Source organism: Acinetobacter sp. F16, from assembly GCF_052712855.1.
The window spans coordinates 23,625-44,443 of record NZ_JBRATK010000009.1 but is presented as its reverse complement, the minus strand read 5'-3'; the positions used below and the strand labels follow the sequence as shown (position 1 = coordinate 44,443).

Annotated in this window: 17 protein-coding genes; 8 read left to right on the top strand and 9 right to left on the bottom strand. The window is 41.4% G+C overall.

From position 1 onward, the window contains the following. Nucleotides 1-164: 164 nt before the first annotated feature. The 3 genes from ACU0NF_RS07155 to ACU0NF_RS07145 all read right to left on the bottom strand — a co-directional run bounded on the left by ACU0NF_RS07155 (nt 165) and on the right by ACU0NF_RS07145 (nt 3,233). The gene (locus ACU0NF_RS07155) at nt 165-383 is read right to left on the bottom strand and encodes a hypothetical protein (RefSeq protein WP_067722914.1); all 219 of its coding nucleotides are present in this window, start codon (nt 381-383) and stop codon (nt 165-167) included. Nucleotides 384-497: 114 nt separating this feature from the next. Beyond that, the gene (gene aspS / locus ACU0NF_RS07150; RefSeq protein WP_445660623.1) at nt 498-2,288 is read right to left on the bottom strand and encodes an aspartate--tRNA ligase; all 1,791 of its coding nucleotides are present in this window, start codon (nt 2,286-2,288) and stop codon (nt 498-500) included. Nucleotides 2,289-2,465: 177 nt separating this feature from the next. Beyond that, nucleotides 2,466-3,233 carry a DUF4184 family protein gene (locus tag ACU0NF_RS07145; RefSeq protein WP_445660622.1) on the bottom strand — a complete coding sequence of 256 codons (768 nt, stop codon included), beginning with the start codon at nt 3,231-3,233 and terminating at the stop codon, nt 2,466-2,468. A gap of 242 nt (nt 3,234-3,475) precedes the next feature. Between ACU0NF_RS07145 and znuD the strand changes: the two genes are divergently transcribed. Both znuD and ACU0NF_RS07135 read left to right on the top strand, forming a co-directional pair. After that, nucleotides 3,476-5,572: a zinc piracy TonB-dependent receptor ZnuD gene (gene znuD, locus ACU0NF_RS07140; protein WP_445660621.1), complete on the top strand. Its 2,097-nt coding sequence runs from the start codon at nt 3,476-3,478 to the stop codon at nt 5,570-5,572. A gap of 106 nt (nt 5,573-5,678) precedes the next feature. Beyond that, nucleotides 5,679-7,142 (top strand): phospholipase D family protein, encoded by a 1,464-nt coding sequence (locus tag ACU0NF_RS07135; protein ID WP_445660620.1) that lies wholly within the window; start codon nt 5,679-5,681, stop codon nt 7,140-7,142. Between the two features lie 209 nt (nt 7,143-7,351). On the opposite strand, the gene ACU0NF_RS07130 is transcribed toward ACU0NF_RS07135, so the two are convergent. Beyond that, nucleotides 7,352-7,801: a hypothetical protein gene (locus tag ACU0NF_RS07130; RefSeq protein WP_284067241.1), complete on the bottom strand. Its 450-nt coding sequence runs from the start codon at nt 7,799-7,801 to the stop codon at nt 7,352-7,354. Nucleotides 7,802-8,001: 200 nt separating this feature from the next. Between ACU0NF_RS07130 and ACU0NF_RS07125 the strand changes: the two genes are divergently transcribed. Further along, nucleotides 8,002-8,469: an RcnB family protein gene (locus ACU0NF_RS07125; RefSeq protein WP_445660619.1), complete on the top strand. Its 468-nt coding sequence runs from the start codon at nt 8,002-8,004 to the stop codon at nt 8,467-8,469. A gap of 63 nt (nt 8,470-8,532) precedes the next feature. On the opposite strand, the gene ACU0NF_RS07120 is transcribed toward ACU0NF_RS07125, so the two are convergent. Beyond that, nucleotides 8,533-9,030, bottom strand: a complete 498-nt coding sequence (locus ACU0NF_RS07120; protein ID WP_445660618.1) for a phosphate-starvation-inducible protein PsiE — start codon at nt 9,028-9,030, stop codon at nt 8,533-8,535. A gap of 180 nt (nt 9,031-9,210) precedes the next feature. Here ACU0NF_RS07120 and ACU0NF_RS07115 point away from each other — a divergent pair, with 180 nt between their 5' ends. Next, nucleotides 9,211-9,420, top strand: coding sequence for a hypothetical protein (locus ACU0NF_RS07115; RefSeq protein ID WP_131383208.1), 210 nt, complete (start codon nt 9,211-9,213; stop codon nt 9,418-9,420). A gap of 56 nt (nt 9,421-9,476) precedes the next feature. Here the strand turns inward: ACU0NF_RS07115 and ACU0NF_RS07110 are convergent, their stop codons facing one another. From ACU0NF_RS07110 to ACU0NF_RS07100, 3 genes are all read right to left on the bottom strand, one after another. Continuing rightward, a complete protein-coding gene (locus tag ACU0NF_RS07110) occupies nt 9,477-11,258 on the bottom strand; it encodes an acyl-CoA dehydrogenase C-terminal domain-containing protein (RefSeq protein ID WP_370983193.1) in 1,782 nt (593 codons plus the stop codon). Between the two features lie 171 nt (nt 11,259-11,429). Continuing rightward, entirely contained in the window at nt 11,430-13,232 is a 1,803-nt protein-coding gene (locus ACU0NF_RS07105) for an acyl-CoA dehydrogenase C-terminal domain-containing protein (RefSeq protein WP_445660617.1), read from the bottom strand. Between the two features lie 297 nt (nt 13,233-13,529). Next, the gene (locus ACU0NF_RS07100) at nt 13,530-14,162 is read right to left on the bottom strand and encodes a hypothetical protein (RefSeq protein WP_445660616.1); all 633 of its coding nucleotides are present in this window, start codon (nt 14,160-14,162) and stop codon (nt 13,530-13,532) included. 138 nt (nt 14,163-14,300) lie between these two features. Between ACU0NF_RS07100 and baeS the strand changes: the two genes are divergently transcribed. From baeS to ACU0NF_RS07080, 4 genes are all read left to right on the top strand, one after another. Beyond that, a complete protein-coding gene (baeS, locus tag ACU0NF_RS07095; RefSeq protein ID WP_284067237.1) occupies nt 14,301-15,962 on the top strand; it encodes a sensor histidine kinase efflux regulator BaeS in 1,662 nt (553 codons plus the stop codon). Between the two features lie 13 nt (nt 15,963-15,975). After that, nucleotides 15,976-16,662 (top strand): response regulator, encoded by a 687-nt coding sequence (locus ACU0NF_RS07090; RefSeq protein ID WP_081406183.1) that lies wholly within the window; start codon nt 15,976-15,978, stop codon nt 16,660-16,662. A gap of 95 nt (nt 16,663-16,757) precedes the next feature. Next, nucleotides 16,758-18,176: a hypothetical protein gene (locus ACU0NF_RS07085; RefSeq protein ID WP_445660615.1), complete on the top strand. Its 1,419-nt coding sequence runs from the start codon at nt 16,758-16,760 to the stop codon at nt 18,174-18,176. A gap of 54 nt (nt 18,177-18,230) precedes the next feature. Beyond that, nucleotides 18,231-19,307 carry a hypothetical protein gene (locus tag ACU0NF_RS07080; protein WP_445660614.1) on the top strand — a complete coding sequence of 359 codons (1,077 nt, stop codon included), beginning with the start codon at nt 18,231-18,233 and terminating at the stop codon, nt 19,305-19,307. Between the two features lie 57 nt (nt 19,308-19,364). Here the strand turns inward: ACU0NF_RS07080 and ACU0NF_RS07075 are convergent, their stop codons facing one another. Beyond that, nucleotides 19,365-20,810 (bottom strand): protein adenylyltransferase SelO, encoded by a 1,446-nt coding sequence (locus ACU0NF_RS07075; protein ID WP_445660613.1) that lies wholly within the window; start codon nt 20,808-20,810, stop codon nt 19,365-19,367. Between the last annotated feature and the right edge of the window lie 9 nt (nt 20,811-20,819).

The following is a 20,819-nucleotide window of genomic DNA, read 5'->3' as shown; positions in this document are numbered from 1 at the left end:
AAAAAGAAAATTTTGGAAAGAGTTTTAATGCATCAAAGATGCTGCGCCATTTCTAAACCACAGGAAATGAGGTCAAAATTCTTGAGAACAAAATAAATAAAAATAGGAGATGAAATCACTGGAACAAGAATCTGATCAATCCAGTGGAGATAGAACAAGAATGATTAAGGCTTGTCTGCATTGCCTTTCAAAACCATATAAATCAAGCTCACAAAAATAAGCAAGGCCCCGCCTAAGCTACTCACACAAAAATATAGAATACGTTGATTGGTGTCCATATTGAACAAACCATTGGCCAAGATATAACGCATAAACAACCATTGAGCTATAGCAAATATAATTAATACAAGTGCACGACGACGGACAGCAGGACGCATAGCCATAGAGTTGCTCACCAAAAAGCAGAAATAGGCAGCTATTATGCCATTCTCAAGTCTTGATCTCAATGCAATAAAAAACCCTGCATATGCAGGGTTTTTTATCACTGAATTAAAGTATTAAGCTTCTACTTTAACTTCCGCCTTAGGTTTTTCACGTAGACGGATCCCTAGGTCACGTAATTGATTTGGTTCAACTGGTGCAGGTGCTTGAGTCAATGGACATTCAGCAGTTTTGGTTTTAGGGAATGCAATCACGTCACGAATAGAAGTCGCGCCAGTCATTAACATCACTAAACGGTCAAGACCGAATGCCAAGCCACCATGTGGAGGTGCACCGAATTTCAACGCGTTAAGTAAGAAGCTGAATTTCTCTTCTGCTTCTTCTTCAGAAATACCTAAAGCTTCAAAGATGGCTTTTTGCATTTCTAGGTTGAAGATACGAAGTGAACCACCGCCGACTTCAGTACCGTTCAATACCATGTCGTAAGCAACAGACAACGCAGCGCCTGGGTTGTTTTTCACTTCTTCAACGCTTGATTTAGGCAGCGTGAATGGGTGATGCACAGAGGTCCATTTACCATCATCAGTTTCTTCGAACATTGGGAAGTCAACTACCCAAAGCGGTGCCCACTCGCAAGTCGCCATCTTCATGTCATGACCGATCTTGATACGTAAAGCACCCATCGCATCGTTTACAACTTTCGCTTTATCCGCACCGAAGAATACGATGTCGCCATTTTCAGCGCCAACACGTTTCAACAAATCAAGCACGATTGGCTCGATGAATTTCACGATTGGAGATTGTAAGCCTTCGATGCCTTTTTCAAGTTCGTTGACTTTGATGTAAGCCAAACCTTTCGCGCCGTAGATGCCCACAAATTTAGTATATTCGTCGATTTGGCTACGTGGAAGTGCGCCAGCACCTGGTACGCGAAGCGCAACAATACGGCCTTTAGGATCTTTAGCAGGACCGGCGAACACTTTGAACTCAACGTCTTGCATCATGTCTGCAACGTCAACCAGTTTCAAAGGAATACGCATGTCCGGTTTGTCAGATGCATAGTCACGCATTGCATCTGCATAGGTCATACGTGGGAATTTGTCGAATTCAACGTTTAGAAGTTCTTTGAACATCTTAACGGTTAAACGTTCCATCAAATCCATAATATCATCGTCACTCATGAACGATGTTTCAACGTCGATCTGGGTGAATTCTGGCTGACGGTCAGCACGCAAGTCTTCATCACGGAAACATTTTGCGATTTGGTAATAACGGTCGATACCGCCCACCATCAACAATTGTTTGAATAATTGTGGTGATTGTGGAAGTGCATAGAAGCTGCCGTTAGATACACGACTTGGCACTAAATAGTCACGCGCACCTTCTGGGGTCGCTCGTGTCAAGATTGGAGTTTCAACGTCTAGGAAACCATTTTCTTCGAAGTAGTTACGAATCAGGTTGGTCAATTTAGAACGGAAACGTAAACGGTCGATCATTTCTGGACGGCGAATATCAAGGAAGCGATATTTCAAACGTACTTCTTCAGAAATATTGGTGTTTTCGTCATTCAACGGGAATGGAGGCGTTTCAGAAGCAGCAAGAACTTCGATGTCTTTTGCGAGCACTTCGATTTGACCACTCACCATGTTGGCATTTTCTGTGCCTTCATAACGGCGACGTACACGACCTGTAATTTTTAATACGAATTCAGAACGTGCCTTGTCAGCAGTTGAGAAAGCTTCGGGAGTATCTGGGTCAATAACGACTTGAACAAGACCGTCACGGTCACGCATGTCAAGGAAGATCACACCACCGTGGTCACGGCGACGGTGTACCCAACCGCATAATGTTACGGTTTGGTCAATTTGGGCTTCGGTTAAAGTACCGCAGTAATGAGTTCGCATCATAGCGTAAAAAATCCAACTATATGGGTTAAGGTCAGCGAATACGTAAACAGCGTACCGCCTTTGAATAGTGAATTATGCCTCTTTGAGGATTTTGTCACAAGAACTAGATCAATAAACACCATCATTTCCATGTGGAGATGAGGCAAAAGATTCTAAATTGCTTCAATTTTTAGCAATTTAATCCCCTAAACGTCGATTTCGATCCAGAAACAAGAACACGAGACAGCCCAAGCTAAAAGTGATTAAAAATGCACTGGAAAATTGGTTTACCGATCTGCCAATAAATGAATATAGGTCGACTGACCATGGATTTTGACCAAGGGTTTGTAAAAATTGAAGATAATAATAAGCAGCAGTAAGCAATGAGATCAGCACAATGAATAAGCCAGAGATCTTAATTTTAGCTTGAACAAAACCTGCCTGTTTATGCTTTAGATAATAATGTACGCCCATCCATGCCATAAATGGCAAGGCAAGGATGGATGTGCCAATCTGTAATACACGGTGCATCGGATAGACGTGATCAAATAATGAAACAGGCCGATTCAAAAAATGATCAAAAGCAAAGGTTCTGAAATCTGAATGGGTCAGTCCATCCCAAATTAAATGAGTAGATATTCCAACGATCAAAGCCATAATGACACTGAGGATAAACCCGAGCATTTTATCGAAACAACCCCAATCAATCGGCTTCACCATTCCAATCCATCGAAATATCGCAGGTCGATACAGGCCATACCACAGCAAGCAAAAAGCTAAACCAATCAATAGATTTGGAACAATCAAACCTTGCCACTGATGTGAAGTATCATAGCTTTCGGAAGTGAATAAACGATATAAATCAGGGGTCATGCTGCCAATAGCCAATGCCGAGATCGGCAAACGATAGCCGGTGAGTTTGGCAATAGGGGGTGCTAAAACAGCATGTGAGATCGTAAAGGGCATATTTAAAGAAGTGAACTGGAATACATTAAAATAATGTGAATCACCATAGCAAATTATTGAACAGAATATGTTTGAGAAAACAATTGTTTTGTAAATAAATGATAAATATAGATGATTTAAAGTTGGAAGTTGTTTTTGATTAGTTGGGAGTTATTTTTGATTAATTGAAAGATCGATATTGCAAAAATAACGAAATGTTATATTATAACATTATTCAGAAATTGCAGCTTTGAGCCAGTTCCATGTCGTTCCATAAGAATCTAATTACACTCTCTATTTTTGCAGTCATCGCACCTGCTGTCTTGGCAGAGAACCCGAGCCAAAACCAACAATTAGACACCATCAAATTACAAGCGCATCCCTTGGTGCAGTCGGCTGCAGATTTTGCAGTGGCTGATCAGGTGATTGATCATAAAAAGCTTGCACAAGGTGGGGTGACCATTGGCGATGCTTTGGCGGGTGAACTGGGCGTATCTTCGAATCAGTATGGTTCTGGTTCAAGTCGTCCAGTAATTCGTGGGCAAGATGGCGCACGCGTTAAAGTTTTACAACACGCTTCTGAAACTGCAGATGTATCCACACTTTCACCAGACCATGCGGTAACGGTGGATCCTATTTTAGCCAAGCAAGTGGAAATTATTCGCGGACCATCAACTTTACTGTATAGCGCAGGCACTGTTGGGGGATTGGTCAATGTCACTGACAATAAAATTCCGACCCAAATGCCTGAGGATAGTTTAGAAGGTACAGCTGGTCTACGTTATAACTCTGGAAGTGATGAGAAATTGGCCAGTGCAGGCATCACGGCAGGGATTGGAAAAAACTTTGCGCTGCGTGTGGAAGGTTCAAAGCGTAAAGCCAATAACTATATTGCACCTGGTTATTTTATAGAGCATGAACATCATCATGAGGGTGAAGAGCCTGAGATTCATCGAGAAAAAGCGCGTCGTGTGGACAATACCTTTGCCGAAGGGGAAACGATTAATATCGGTGGATCATGGATTCATGACCGTGGCTTTGTCGGTGTAGCCTATAGCAACCGTCAAGATCAGTATGGTTTACCTGGTCATAGCCATGAATATGAAGATTGTCACCCGCATGGCAATGAGTTGTATTGCGGCGATCATTCAGGTCATGCGTTGAACCATGATGGACATGATCATGATGAAGAACATGATCATGCTGCCGGGCCTTGGGTTGATTTGAAATCAGAACGTTATGATTTCCGTACCGAACTCAATGATCCTTTTGCAGGTTTTCAAAAGCTTCGTGCACATGCCAGTTATACCGACTATAAGCATGATGAAATTGAAGAAAATTCAGTCATGACCAATTTTAAAAGTCAGGGTTATGATGCGCGTTTAGAGCTGGTGCATAATCCTGTTGCGAATTGGGAAGGGGTGATCGGTGCGCAATATAATCAGCAAAAGCTGGATATTAGCGGGGAAGAATCTTTACTTGATCCGACCAAAACCCAAAAGTGGAGCTTGTTTGCCTTAGAGCATAAACAGTTTAATGATGTGCATGTTGAACTGGGTGCACGTTTAGATCAGCAAAAAATTGAGATTGATTCCAATAAAAAAGATTTTGATGATTATGGCTTCTCTTATTCAGGGGCGGTGAACTGGGAATTTGCACCGAGTTATAAATTATCACTGGTGGGTTCTCATCAAGAGCGTCTCCCATTGGCGCAAGAACTATATGCCAAAGGCAAACATTTCGCGACCAACACTTATGAACGTGGCAATGAAAATTTAAGCGCAGAAAAATCCAATAATCTCGAGCTTGGTTTGCATTATGAACAGGACAAGTTTAATTACCATGTGCATGTCTATCACAACTGGTTTGACAACTACATTTATGCGGCAACCACAGATAAATTTGAAAATTTCCGTCTGGTAGATTACACCCAAGATAAAGCCAAGTTTTATGGTACTGAAGCACAAGCCTCTTATGCTGTAAGTGATACTTATAAAATGAGTGTATTTGGTGATTATGTCCGTGGCAAAATTGATGGTGAAAATGCACCACGTGTTCCAGCAGGTCGTCTCGGTACCAAAGTCGATGCGAATTTTGATGATCACTGGTCTGGTTTAGCCGAGTATTACCATGTGTTCAATCAGGATAAAATCGCCAGTTATGAGCAGGAAACCGATTGCTATAACATGGTCAATGTTGGTGTGTCTTATGCAGGTCAATATGCTAAAAATAACGATTATCGCGTGTATTTTAAAGCCAATAACCTGCTTGATCAGCAAGTGTATTCACATGCTTCATTCCTGTCGAATATTCCGCAAGTCGGACGTAACTTTAGCGTCGGTTTAGAATTTGGCTTCTAGGCAAAAGTTAGCATAGATCAAACCATTCAGGCAGGATTCACAGAAATCCTCTTGAAAAATAAAGCAATAAAACCTAGTCTGATGCCATTGGACTAGGTTTTTTGTTATGCGCATTTTTCAACGAATTCATCAGAAATTGAATTGGTCACGCCGTCGTTATGTGGGCGTGATCGTCGGTTTATTGGCTTTGGGGTATCTCTCATCGGCAATTTATCACACCTATAAACCCTTGCCAGAGGGCTTGAGTTTTAGTGGTAAATTGCGTCATGCCGAGGTGAAGTTTCTAGCAGATCAAACCTATATTGATGCAAGTGGTAAACAGCAACAAAACCAGGCTATTTTTAATGAAATCTTAAAAATGATTGATGATGCGCAGACGACCATTGTACTGGATATGTTCTTATTCAATAAAGAGGTCGGTGAATCAACGCTTTCGCATCGTCCACTGGCACAACAGCTCACCGATGCCTTAATTTTAAAACGTGGCGTTCAGCCGAATATTGACATCAAAGTGATTACCGATCCGATTAACTCGGTCTATGGCGGTGTTGCACCCGAGCATTATCGTCAGTTACGTTCAGCGGGCATTGATGTCATTGAAACAGATTTAAGACCATTACGTGCATCCAATCCATTGTGGTCAGGCTTTTGGTATATCTGCTGTCAGGATGCCGGCAATAATCCTGAAAAAGGCTGGCTAAATAATCCATTTGGTTCTGAAAAAATTACCTTACGCAGTTATTTCAATTTATTTAATTTTAGAGCCAATCACCGCAAAACCATGGTGGTAGATACAGCACAGGGCTGGAGAGCCTTGGTGACTTCTGCAAATCCGCATGATGGCAGTTCACGTCATTCCAACGTGGCATTGGTGGTTTCAGGCAATACTGCAATTGATGTGTTAAAGACCGAACAGGCTGTAGGCCGAATGTCCAAAGGCGATATTCCGATGGTGATTGTGGGCGAGTTTGAAGGCGAAAAATCCTTGCCGCAAGTTCAGGTACTGACTGAAAAAGCCATTTTTGATGAAACGATAAATCTGATTGAAACAGCGAAACCACAACAACAGATCGATCTGGCAATGTTCTATCTTTCTGAACGTCATATTGTGAAAGCATTAATCGCAGCTCATGAACGTGGGGTAAAAGTTCGAGTGTTACTTGATCCGAATAAAGATGCTTTTGGTCGCCAAAAGAATGGTATTCCCAACCGCCAAGTCGCATCAGAGTTGAATGATGCGGGCGTGCCTGTACGCTGGTGTAATACCCAAGGGGAGCAGTGTCATAGCAAGATGATTGTGAAACGAGGGGGACAGAACGCGGAATTGATTTTAGGTTCTGCAAATTTCACAGCACGTAATATTAAAAACTATAATCTGGAAACCAATTTGCGTGTGGTCGGTGCATCAGAAGCATCAGTCTTTAGCGATGCCAAGCAATATTTTGATACAGCATGGTCAAACCTGGACGGCAAAAATATGAGTGTCGATTACCGTCAATATGCAGATGAATCGAAACTCAAATATGGCATTTACCGCTTTATGGAGTGGAGCGGGTTGTCGACTTTTTAAATAGGCCTCATCCCAGAGAGAGAAGGAGTTCCCTCTCCTTTTAGGAGAGGGCTAGGGAGAGGTAATAAATAAAATAATCGATTGCAATGATTCTGTAGCAATCTCTCATCTTTAATAAAATAGGATGAAAGCCGCTCTTTAAAAAGAGGAATTTAGGGAAATTAAAGAATAAAAAAGAGCGCTTATGCGCTATTTTTTATATCAATATTTTATAAAGGATTCGGTGGAACCAATTTATCAAGATCGGCATCTTTCATTTTATCGAGTTCTTTTAAATCAGTTTTAATTTTCCACTGGCTTTCGTCTTCAACCGGTTGCGGTAAACGCGCTTCTAACCAGTCGCACACCACATCTGGCGAAAAGTCAGGATGATTACATTGAATGACCCAAGCCAAAAATTCTTTGGCTTCACCATTCATGTAGGGTGGTGGTGAAACAGGCAAGAACTGGGTTGGAAGACGTTCATTCTTGGAAATGTAATTTAGTACATGACCCAATTCCTGAACGGTTTGCCATGCAAGCGGGTGATCGACATTGATCTGAAATTTAAACCACCATGCATGTTGACCATCTGAACCATAAGCATCAATCAATGCTTCTTGTACGCTCGGCACTTTGCAAAAAAATTGATGTAGGCGGTCAAAACTTAAATCAGCCACTCTGTTTGATCCAGTAACAAAAAAGAATATCCTAGCATAAACATATTCAGCGCCTAGATGCAGGAAAGCATAAAATTACAGCAAAATTTAATTTACAAAACGTTGCATTAGATGCTTTTTTATCCATTTTTTATCCTAAACTAGAGATTAAAATGAAGTTATAAACTATATGCTGTGATCAGCAACGTTCGGAGGCTCTGATGAAAGTAGCAGTTATTTGTGCTCTTGGTGGCATCATGCTCTTGGGAGCTTCTGTGACGACGCAAGCGGAAAATCAATGGTCCAATTATCGTGGGGTGGATACAACTAAATATCAGCATCGACCTCACTATCCGCAAACTAACTATCCACATCATAATTTTCCAAAAAACAACTATCCACAAAACAGCTACCCACAAAATCGGCCCTATTATCCGCAGCGTCCATCACATCATCAGAATTATCCGACTATTCAAAATGGCATTAGCATTCAATATCAGGCGCCAACGACCATCACTCATAACTCGCAAAGCTATAGCTGGGTAAATGGTGATCCAAATACGGCACGGATTGAAAGTTCAAGCTATACCTTGATTACGGATTGGAAACGTTTAGGTTTGCCTGCACCGCCGAATGGAACCTACTGGATTTTTGAAAATGGACGCTATGTGTTGGTGCCGAATCGCTAAGATTCATTTTTAACTATTAAATCTCCCCAAACCCCTCTTTACAAAAGAGGGGCTTTTAATATGTTAAGCCAATTCATCATCTTGCGGACGTGGGGTTTTACCTTCTGGCAAGGAGTTTTCACTATGTTTGTCACGAATGACAGATGGATAAGTCCAGGAGGCATAACGTACCACCAGAATTGAAAAAGCCAGAATCAGAATCGAACCGGTAATGATCACCAAGTCCATATCTGCTTTATGGTCGTGCTGGATATCTGAAATGAGTAAGCGAGTAAGTGCGGTAATCGCAATATAAATCAGGAAACGCACCGGCATATGGTTGGTCTTGAAATAAATACCGACCATGGCACCCAGTTCAAGATAGATAAATAACAGCAGAATATCGTCAATGGTGGCAAATTGTTTTACGGTAAGAATGTGAAATACAGTATGACCTGCAGACCAGATCACCATACAGCCAATAATAAACAGCGCAATATAGTGAAAACTTTCTACAGCAATATTTCCAAAACGGTCGAGGAGGGTTTCAATTTTTTCAACTTTGATATCAGGTTTTGGCATGTTTTTCCTCCTTTCTATTAGATGAGCATTTACATGAAACTGCTATTAAATAGCATGCAAGTTTCATGCACATTAACAGCTTAAAAGATGAATGTTATAAATAATTCAATGGACTGTATTTTTTTCATATGGAATTGATATAGTGTGTGAGTGGTTATTTCATTAATCAGGAAAACGAAAATGTTAGAAACAATTCAAACAAAAATTAATAATTTACAAAATGGCAAAAAACTCATTTTAGGTTCAGGTATTAAGGGAGATGAAATGCAGAAGCTGATTGCATTATGTGAAAATTTACAATCCGAGGGTGTGATTAAAATTGTGAAAATCCAACCAGACGCACAAAGTAGCAAAAAAACCTCAGATTCCATTATTGTTGAAAAGATCTAATTTAAATCAGATATAAAAAAACGCCTGACAATGCAGGCGTTTTTTATTGCATTAAATTAAGACTGGTTGGTGAAGTAATCTTCACTAAAGTTCATGATCACTTCTGGACCTGCTTTTACCTTAGTAATGCGCAGAGCAAGTTCTGGCAAAATACGTTGCGCGAAGTATTTAGCAAGTGCCACTTTGTTTTGATAGAATTCGCCATCTTTCGATTTCGCCGCATTTGCGATTTTTGCGAACATATAAGAGAAGCTTAAAAGACCGACAGCATGCAGGTAATCTACAGCAGCAGAGTTCGGGAATTCAATGTTTTCATGTGCAGCTTCAATCACGTATTGAGTCACCGATTCTACTTCAGTTGCGGCATCCAAGGTTGCATCTTTAATGAAGTTAAGATCAGCATCTAGACTGTTGGCGAAGTCACGAATCTCCTGGATGTATTCAGCAATGAATTCACCATTACATTTAATGGTTTTACGACCAATTAAATCTTGCGACTGAACGCCATTGGTACCTTCATAAATTTGAGCAATACGCAAGTCACGTACACACTGTTCCATACCCCATTCACGAATATAACCATGTCCACCAAATACCATTTGCGCATCAATCACTGCATCAAAAGCAGTATCGGTTAAATAGGCTTTTGCAATTGGGGTAAGCAGGGCAACACGGTTATTAGCAGCTTTTACTGCTTCAGCATCGGTAGAGAACTTGGTGATATCCAGTTGTTGACCAACATATACGGCAAATGCGCGCGATGCTTCGTTATTGGCACGGGCATTGAGCAGCATACGGCGTACATCACCATGTACCAGGATGCTGTCCGCAGCTTTGGCTGGAGACTGAATGCCAGAAGCGCTACGACCCTGAATACGGTCAGTCGCATATTGCGCTGCATTTTGATAAGCAAATTCAGATGCACCTAAACCTTGAATACCCATCGACAGGCGTTCGTAGTTCATCATCACGAACATGGCTGCCAAACCTTCATTTTCCTTGCCTACAAGGTAACCTTTGGCACCATCGAAGTTCATTACACATGTTGCAGAGGCTTTAATCCCCATTTTATGTTCAATTGAACCAGGACCTGCATGGTTGCGCTCACCTAGGGAACCATCTTCATTCACCAGGAACTTAGGTACGATGAACAATGAAATGCCGCGTGAACCTGCAGGTGCATCCGGTGTTTTAGCCAAAACCAAGTGGATGATGTTTTCTGCTAAGTCATGGTCACCACCGGTAATAAAGATTTTAGTACCGCTAATGTTGTAAGTACCATCTTCATTACGTTCAGCTTTGGTTTTAATAATGCCTAAATCTGTACCTGCATGCGGTTCAGTCAAGCACATGGTGCCTGACCATTCGCCCGAGTAAATTTTAGGTAAATAGGTTTCTTTCTGTTCTTGAGATGCGTAGCTATTTAACGCCATACCTGCACCCACAGATAGAAGCGGGTAGAGCAGGAATGATGGATTGGTTGCGAACAGCATTTCGTCAGCCAGTACAGTCAGCATTTTTGGCATGCCTTGACCGCCCCATTCTTCATCTGCACCTAAGCCAATCCAGCCGCCATCTGCATATTGTTTGAATGCCTCTTTAAAGCCAGCAGGCGTGGTGACCTTGCCATTTTCAATTTTAGCGCCTTCTTCATCACCAGTACGGTTAATCGGTAAAGTGACGTTTTGGGCAAATTTTGCCATTTCTTCAAGAATAGCTTCAGCCGTTGCCGCATCTACATGGGCAAGGTTTTCATTGGCTTGCCAGAATTGCTCTGCATTAAAAACATCATTCAGGATGAATTTCATATCGGCAAGCGGTGCATTATAAATTGGCATAAAGTGTTACCTGTTTATTGTTTGATTCAGTTCGGTTTAGTTGAGTCTAAGCGATGGAAAATATTGTTGTTAGACGACTAAAGATTAATTTTTGCATCTTTTATAAAGAAAAAGGACTGCCAAATCAATGACCGTCCTTCTCCTGTTGATCAAGTTAAAACTTGATAAAAATTAGAATGCGAAATGTTCAGCATCCAAAGCAAGTAATGGCTCTACACCACCTGCAATCACGTCTACGTGTGAACGTACGCGTGGAAGGATTTTCTTGAAGTAGAAACGGGCAGTGGTTACTTTGGCGTTGTAGAAGTCAACGTCAGTCGTACCAGCAGCAAGTGTTTCTTGAGCAAGAAGCGCCATACGAGCCCATAGGTAAGCAAGGGTTACATAACCAGAGAAGTACAGGTAGTCAACCGCAGCTGCACCGACTTCATCCGGATTCTGCATTGCACGCATACCAATCTGCATGGTTAAATCGCCCCACTCTTTATTTAGAGCAGCAAGCGGTTCAACAAATTCTTTCATTGCAGCATTGTCTTTGTTTGCTTCAGCAAATTTGTGGATGATCTTGGTGAAGTCTTTCAACATTGCACCTTGAGTACCCAAAACTTTACGGCCTAACAAGTCAAGTGCCTGGATTTCAGTAGTCCCTTCGTATAGGCAAGCGATACGTGTATCACGAACAATTTGTTCCATGCCGTGTTCAGAAATGAAGCCATGACCACCGAACACTTGAACACCGTGTTTCGCAGATTCAGAACCGGTTTCAGTCAAGAATGCTTTTGCGATTGGGGTAAGAAGAGACAACATGTTGTCCGCAGATTTGCGTTCTTCTTCAGTTGTACCGTGTTCAACTACGTCAGCATATTGAGCCAACAGGTAAACCAGCGCACGACCACTTTCTGCATATGCTTTTTGAGTTAAAAGCATGTTACGCACAGCAGGGTGAACAATAATTGGATCAGCTTCTTTTTCTGGCGCTTTAACACCTGAAAGTGAACGCATCGCTAAACGATCTTTCGCATAGGCAAGTGCACCTTGGAAAGACGCTTCAGAAGCTGCAAGACCTTGTACAGCAGTACCAATACGTGCGGTGTTCATGAATGTGAACATGCAGTTTAGACCACGGTTTTCAGGACCAATCAAGAAGCCTTGAGCTTTATCGAAGTTGATCACGCAAGTTGCGTTACCATGGATCCCCATTTTGTGTTCGATTGAACCACAACGTACTGCATTACGTTCACCCACTGAACCGTCTGCATTTACATTGAATTTAGGTACGATGAATAACGAAATGCCTTTCGTGCCTTTCGGTGCACCAGGAAGGCGAGCAAGCACGATATGGATGATGTTGTCAGCCATGTCGTGTTCACCAGCAGAGATAAAGATTTTCTCGCCAGAGATTGCAAAGCTGCCATCAGCATTCGGTTCAGCTTTAGTACGGATGATTCCTAAGTCAGAACCTGCATGAGATTCTGTTAGGCACATGGTACCGGTCCATTCACCTGAAACAAGTTTAGGCAGGTAAGTGTCTTTTTGTTCTTGAGAACCGTGGTGTTCCAAAGTACGTACCGCACCATGAGAAAGACCAGGGTACATGCCCCAAGACCAGTTTGCAGTACCGACCATTTCAGAAATGGTAATACCCAAAGAGTTCGGTAAAGCCTGACCGCCATATTGCTCTTCAGCAGACAACGATGGGAAGCCAAGTTCGATATATTTTTTATAGGCTTCTTTAAAGCCGGTCGGTGTGGTTACAACACCGTCGTTCCAAGTACAACCTTCACGGTCGCCGACTTGGTTAAGAGGAGAAAGTTCATTTTCACAGAAGTCAGCAGCAGCTTCTAAATATTGATCGACCAACTCACGGCTTACGGTTTCTTGAAATGCAGGGAGTTTTGCATAATGTTCTTCAGCATTTAATAATTCATGTAGAACGAATTGCATCTCACGTAAGGGCGCTTTGTATTGTGGCATATCGGTTTCCTCAATACTGGTTTAACCAGCTTATAATCCTAATCAACATTTGAACGTGCCTTCTAGGACACGTATTTGTATGGCTTAATCGTGCTACATCTTCTGGGTGGGCACAAGCGTTTGCATGCTTTTTCTTGGTGACTGTAAAGTCAAAGATTTCTGACTTGAAATTGCTAAGTATCTTGAGTGTAAATGCTTTTATGATTTATTGAGTGGCATAAATAGTCAAATCGACATTTTTTTGATCAGCAATAAAAAAGGCGCTCAAAAGCGCCTTTTAGAATTTTGAAGCGATATTTATGCGGCAGATTTCACTGCAACAGGGGCTTTAGGCTGAAAACGAATTGCACACTTACCATCGATGGTTTGGGTACCGGCTTTGACTTGAACTGCTTTACCATCGGTTTGACCTTGGCAGGCTTTTAAAATGGCTTGTTGCTTTGCTTGACGTTCAGCTAGGCGTTGATCAAATTGCTTGGTCAACTCGGCACGTTGAGCATTGGTCAGTGGTTCACCACGTTTCATCTGCATACCATTGATTTCACCACGCATTGGGCGGTGTTCACCCTTCATTGAACGGTGTTCGCCACGCATGTGTTTCGCTGCTTTATGATCAGCTTTAAATGTCATCACGCAAGTGCCATCAATCGTTTTGTCGCCCGCTTTAACTTGCACTGCTGTACCTACAGCTTTGCTATCACAGGCTTTTTGAATTTGTTCAACCACTTGTTTACGTTCAGCACGTGCTTGCTGCAACTTTTCACGCTGTTCTGGTGTCATTTTGCGATCATGCTTTTGATGATGGTCGTGCATCATGCGAGCGTGGTCGTTATCTGTGTCTTTCACCGTATTGGTGGATTGGCACGCTGTCAAAGCACCCATGCTCAGAACACTTGCACCCACTAAAGCAATTTTTGTCATCGAATTCATTGTTTTTATCTCCAATGAAAAATAGTATCAATTTAATAAGTTAAGATTAAACAATAATGATGAAGAAACAATGAAGGGTTTTTTTAGACAGTGTTGGTTACAATAATAAATTGAGAAGAAAATATTGAGATTTTGCTTTTGAATATTCGCCGTGTTCCGATTGCCTTACGCCTGTTTTTGACCGTATTACTCACGACTCTGGTGATTACGACGGTTAGCTTGGGGGTGTTGCATTGGACCATGCAAAAGAACTTCGCCAGATATGTAGCCGATGTTGAAATGCAGAAGCTGGATCATGTGATTGGTAATTTGGCCGGGGTGTATACAGTTTACCAGGACTGGGGCAATGCGATTCAAGCGCAGATTTTGCAAATTGAAGGTGATGCAGCTCCCGATGATTATGACAAGTTGTCACGCTGGTGGCTGCGTCGTCAGTATGATATTGCCTTGCAGCAGCGTTATTTTCAGGAAAATACATTGCTGAGTGTTTCTCCCAGTTTGAACCCGGGAGAACAAAGCAAACCGGTGGTTGATGCGGAAGAACTTCGCATGATGGAGTTGAATTTACCTTCTGAATATCAGCCTTTTGAAGGTCTTAAATTTCCCTTAAGTTCTAATCAAAATATATTTCGCACAGATAAAAAAGCGGATGGCGCACAAGCGGATGCAACCCAAAATCAAGGCAAGAAAAAGCAGTTTATTTCGATGCCTGACCGCTTGGGCTTAAGTTCCCGATTATCCTTATATGATGCCAATAAACAATTTGTGGTCGGTGAGCCATCCGACATTCCGGTTTCATATCGCCCGATTATGGTAAACGATAAGATTGTCGGCTACCTCGGTTTGAAACCGGTACTGGATAAAGATGATGCCTTAAGTATTAATTTCTTTAGTAATCAAAAACGCTATTTACTACTGATCTACGGCTTAACTTTTTTAACCAGTTTAATTGCCGCTTTATTGTTGGCGACCTATTTCAAAAAGCCGATTCAACGCTTGTTAAATGCGACCCGTGAATTGACCAAAGGGCATTATCAGCATCAGGTGAAAATTAACCGTAATGATGAGCTGGGCGATTTATCCAATGAAATTAACCAACTGGCAGTGATTTTGGATCAACATGAACAATCACGTCGTCAATGGGTGGCAGATACTTCACACGAGTTAAAAACCCCACTGGCAGTACTGCAAGCGCAAATTGAAGCGATGCAGGACGGAATTCGTAAACCGACGCCGGAACATTTTGAATCGATGCTGCGTCAGGTCACCAGCCTGAAAAAACTGACTCAGGATCTGGCCGATTTAGCCCAAGCTGAAGCGCAACAGCTCACCTGCTATTTGGCCGATGTCAATCCCTGGACGGTGGTGCTACAGGAAGTTGAAAACTTCAAACCCAAGTTTGCGCAAGCGGATTTATCGATTTCAGTGCAAGGCGAAGGTGCGAATTTACAATTAGATATAGATCGTTTTAAACAAATTATGGTCAACTTACTCGGCAACAGTATTCGCTATACTGAAGCGGGTGGTGAAGTCCATGTCCATACCGAGCAATCGGCGACCCATTGGAGCGTGATTGTCGATGACAGTCCGCTTGGGTTGAGCGATGAACAACTGGCACGTTTAGGCGAGCGTTTCTATCGTGTTGATGATTCACGAACCCGTAGTACCGGTGGTACAGGTTTAGGTTTGGCATTATCTGGTAAAATTGCGCAGGCATTGGGTGGGAAATTGAGTTTTGAACATTCTCCATTAGGTGGCTTGCGTTGTAAACTGACATTTCCAAAACAGTTAAACAAATAAAGGGATGAGATTCATGAAACATGTCATGCTGGTTGAAGATGAAGTTGAACTTGCACAATTGGTGCGGGACTATCTGGAAGCTGCGGGGTTTGAAGTCAGCATGTTTCATGATGGTCAGGAAGCCTATGACAGCTTTATTCAGCGTAAACCAAGTTTGATGATTTTGGACTTGATGGTTCCGCGTATGGATGGCTTGACCATTTGCCGTAAAGTGCGTGAACAGTCTGATTTACCCATCATTATGGTGACTGCACGGACTGAAGAAATTGACCGTGTCTTGGGCTTGAACATGGGCGCAGATGATTACATTTGTAAACCTTTTAGCCCGAAAGAACTGGTTGCGCGTGTACAAGCAGTTTTACGTCGCTTAGACCGTCATGCAGAACCTGAACAAAACAGCTTGTTCCGTATGGATAAAGCACAACAACGCATCTGGTATCAGCAAAAAACCTTGAACTTGACGCCGACAGAATTCCGTTTGCTGGAGTTGTTCCTGGAGCATGTTGGACAAGTTTATTCACGTGCGCAATTACTCGATCACATTAACCCAGATAGTTTTGATGTGGCAGATCGCGTGATTGACAGCCATATTAAAAACCTACGCCGTAAAATTTCAGATGCTGCTGAAACCGGTAACCGTCATGAGTGGATTCAGGCTGTGTATGGTGTAGGTTATCGTTTTGAATATCCGGAAGATTGATTAAAATATAATTTTAAAATCATTGTAAAGCTCCTGAAAAGTCTTTATTTTTTAGGAGCTTTTTTTATTTATAATTTTTAGAGGGTAGGGGCAAAATGATTTTTAAAAAAACAATATTAGCACTTAGTTGTTCTGTATTTTTAGTGGCTTGTGGAGGAGGTGGAGGCGGGTCATCTTCATCTAGTGGAACAGAGGGTGGACAGGTAACGGCACCTGCTTCAGATTTAGAAAAAGCAAAACAACTTGTAAAAACAACCAATTCTATTATTTCTTATTATGATGGTTTTCAAAATATTGCTGATCAATATAAAGTTCCTGCACAAGTAATAAATGACACATCTTCAGATTTGAGTCGTGCAACAAATTTATTATTAGTGATTGCAGAAGTTATTACTCAGGATGCACAGGGTCAGACCAAGACTTATACAGCGCAACAAATACAGACGCTAATGAATCAAAATACGGATGATTATGGGGATTTATCTGATTTTAACTTTAAGAGCAATAATTTAACAGCTAAGGTGGTTGGTGATTCTATTACCATTTCAGGTAATGTAAATGTCCAGTATTGGCAAGCGTTTAATTGGGATAAAATTAATGCTAATAATGCTTGGAATAACTCAAATTCTTGGTATAGCGATCCGGCATACTCAATTTATGGTGATGATGCTGAAATTACGGTCTCTAATTTGGTTTTAGAAGCACCTTTTATTGATACAGCCCGTACAACTTATAATTATAAGATTCAGAATAATGGAAAAATTTCTACAACGAATCTTAAAAATCAAACTGCTAGTTTTAGTTTCACTGCCGATAGTACTGCCTCTATGGTTTATGCCATGGCAGATACTATGGAAAACCGTGAAGATATTCCGAATCAGGCAACCATGAGTTTAAAAGGGCTTTCATTTGAAAGCGCAGGTGTAAAAGCCAATTTAGCTGAAGTTTCTTTAATTGCGAAAAAAGCTATATTTAATAATGGTACAGGAATGCTTGAACAGTTGATTCCATCGGAGTTAGTGCTGAAAGGTCTTGTAAGTTATCAGCAGGAATCGTTGAATTTAGAAGCCAAATTTAATTTGAATAATGATTTATCTAAAGTCATTGATGTGAGTGCTGGACAGGAAACATCGACTAATTTCATCAATGCGAATTTAAATGTCAAATTAAGCGGCAATTTAAAAGGCGCCAATGCAGTACCTACACCATTTAGCATTGATATTGCTGCAAGACGTGCTGAATTTACTAAAGGTACAGCGGCTGTCGCCGTTATCGTTGATAAAAATGCATTGGATATTGAGTTAACCGCAAAAGACTTAGATCAAGAACATCAAATTATTGCGGGTGTGATTAAGCATAAAAATGGAGCATCGATCAGTATTGCAGATGTAGAGAACTTTACTTCAGCGAATATTGCGGTTTCAGGAAAAAGTTACGGCACACTCACTAAAAACTCATCTGGGCAATATGTCGTGAAATTTACTGATGACACAATAACTTATATTGCTCCTTAATCTAAAACTTAACTTTGAGAAGAAGGCAGCGTTTGCTGTCTTCTTTTATATCTAATGAAAAAATATTTATTCATATTGGCTGTAAGCTTGCCAGGCTCTGCATATGCGGAAAGAACGATTCAATACAGTATAAATACAGATATTTATAGTGAACCTGTGGGTGTACATGCCTTTTTAGATGGTTGGGAAACGCCTAATTTAAAAAAAGGTAATAATGCCTTTGCACATGGGAAAATGAAATTAGAAACCAAACAGGACAATTGGACTATTGGTTGGATTTGGACTTATGACTATCAGATTCATTTTAGTGATGATATGGCAAAGCTATATTATCAAATTGAAAATGATAAGTTAATTGATGCAAATAAATACAATCAATTAGAATTAGAAGCTCAACATGTCGATACAGTGGGAACTCGTTTTGCCTATGATTGGAAGGTTCATCCTGATTGGACAATTGTGACAGGGGCAACAGCGCTCATTGGACGTCATTATGTGGATGGTAAATTCCAAGCAACAGGTCAAACAACCAATATGACTGAATTGATGGATCGGGTTGCTTGGTTAAATGGTTCATTGGATTATAGTTATGACCGTCCTGCATTAAAAGAAGATGAGCTAGGCTGGGATGGAAGAACGAGTCAAGGTTATGGCTATGCCCTGGATTTTGGTTTACATGGAAAAATTAAAAAGGATTGGAAAATTAATCTTCAGGTCGATGATTTATTCAGTTATTTATATTGGGATAATGCCCCATTTACCCGCTACAACCTTCACTATGATCAAAATCAACGTCCTCGAATGGATTTGAGTGGACAGTTAAGCAAGAGCAAACAGTACCGTCAAAAATTGCCCTTTAAAATAAGTTCGGAAATTAGCTATGATGTTCAAACTAAGCCGTGGAGTGCAAGTATCAGTAGTTTTTCAAATGAATATATAACCTTAGCTCAACTGAATGCCTTTTGGAAAATGAAACAATTAAAATATGGCCTGCATATAGAGCCGCAAACACATGCTTTGGGAGTGTCGGTACAGCATAAAAATTTTGGTGCTAAATATATAACCGATGATTTAGATAGCAATCAGGCACATCGTTTTAGTGCCTCTTTATATGCCCAATATCACTGGTAAAATTTTTCAACATTAAAATGTCATAATAAAAAACGGAGCCTATCGCTCCGTTTTTTGTTAAGAAGAACAACTCACCATCACTTCAGGGACATCACTCGGCAACGGACCTAAATCTTCAGGCTGTTCTATGTCTGGCTGCTTGCTATAAGGTTGGCTGAGTAACTTAAAAAGTCGTTCTACTTCAGAAAAATCATTTCGTTCCGCCAGTTCAATCGCTTTCTGTGCCATGTGGTTACGTAAAATATATTGCGGATTGGCCTTAAGCATTTCAGCATCCAGCTCCTCTGTTGCTTGGTTTTCCCGAATCACTTGATATTGACTCAGGAAAGCATCGAACTGACGGGTGTCCAGACAATCATCACGAAGGGCAGTGTAGGCTTTGTTTTGTAGGCGAATGAAACTGTCGGTGTAATCGAGTTGTTCGGCTTGCAAAATTCGCAGAAATGCCATTCCACAATCAAAACTGTCTTTATGGAAACTTGGCAGTCCCATTTTTTGACACAGTCCAAGGGTGTAATGTTCTAGAAAAGTTGCTTCAAAATGCTCTAAGCACTTCGACAGATCTTCTTTGAACTGTTCTTTTTCAGCAGGATCTTTAACCAATGGAATTAGATTGTTCAGCCAGGTCCATAAATTCCAATGACCAATGCTCGGTTGTTGTTGATAGGTATAACGTCCTTGATAATCCGAGTGATTATTAATCCAGTTTGGACGGAAACGCTCCATGAAACCATAAGGGCCGAAGTCGAGTGTTGATCCTGTAATATTGAGATTATCGGTATTCATCACGCCATGGGCAAACCCAACCAGTTGCCATTTTGCAATCATCACTGCTGTACGCTGGATGACTTTGGTGGCAAAAGCCAAAACCGGCTGTTCAGCCTCGAGGCATTCTGGATAATGCCATTCAATACATTTTTCTACAAACTCAGGCAAAAGGTCAGGTTGATATTGATTGATCCATTCAAAATGACCAAAGCGAATATGGCAGTCTGAAGTCCGCAGCATCATTGCCCCGGGTTCCATTTTTTCGCGCTGTATGCCTTGCGTTGAAGAGGTGAACCCAACGGCATTACTGGATGCAATACCCAAAGCATTAAGCGCATGACCGGCTAGATATTCACGGATCACCGAGCGTAAAACTGCACGGCCATCGCCCATACGGGAGTAAGGCGTTGAACCTGCGCCTTTTAAATGCAGGTCGATGGTTTGATTGTTTTTATCCAGAATTTGTCCGATCAATAAACCGCGCCCATCACCCAATTGTCCCGCCCATTGACCAAACTGATGTCCTGCATAAACCATGGCCAGTGGTTCAAATTCGGCAAAGGTTTTTTGCCCGCTACAGATCTCGACCCATTGGGCTTTATCTTCATCTGACCACTGTAATTCATCAGCCAGTGCTGCATTAAAATGACCGGCTTTTGCTCCTTTTAAGGGAACCGGCATTTGATGGTGAAAAAGCTTGGGATTAAGTAATGGATAACGCGGATTAAATTGCATAGGACAATC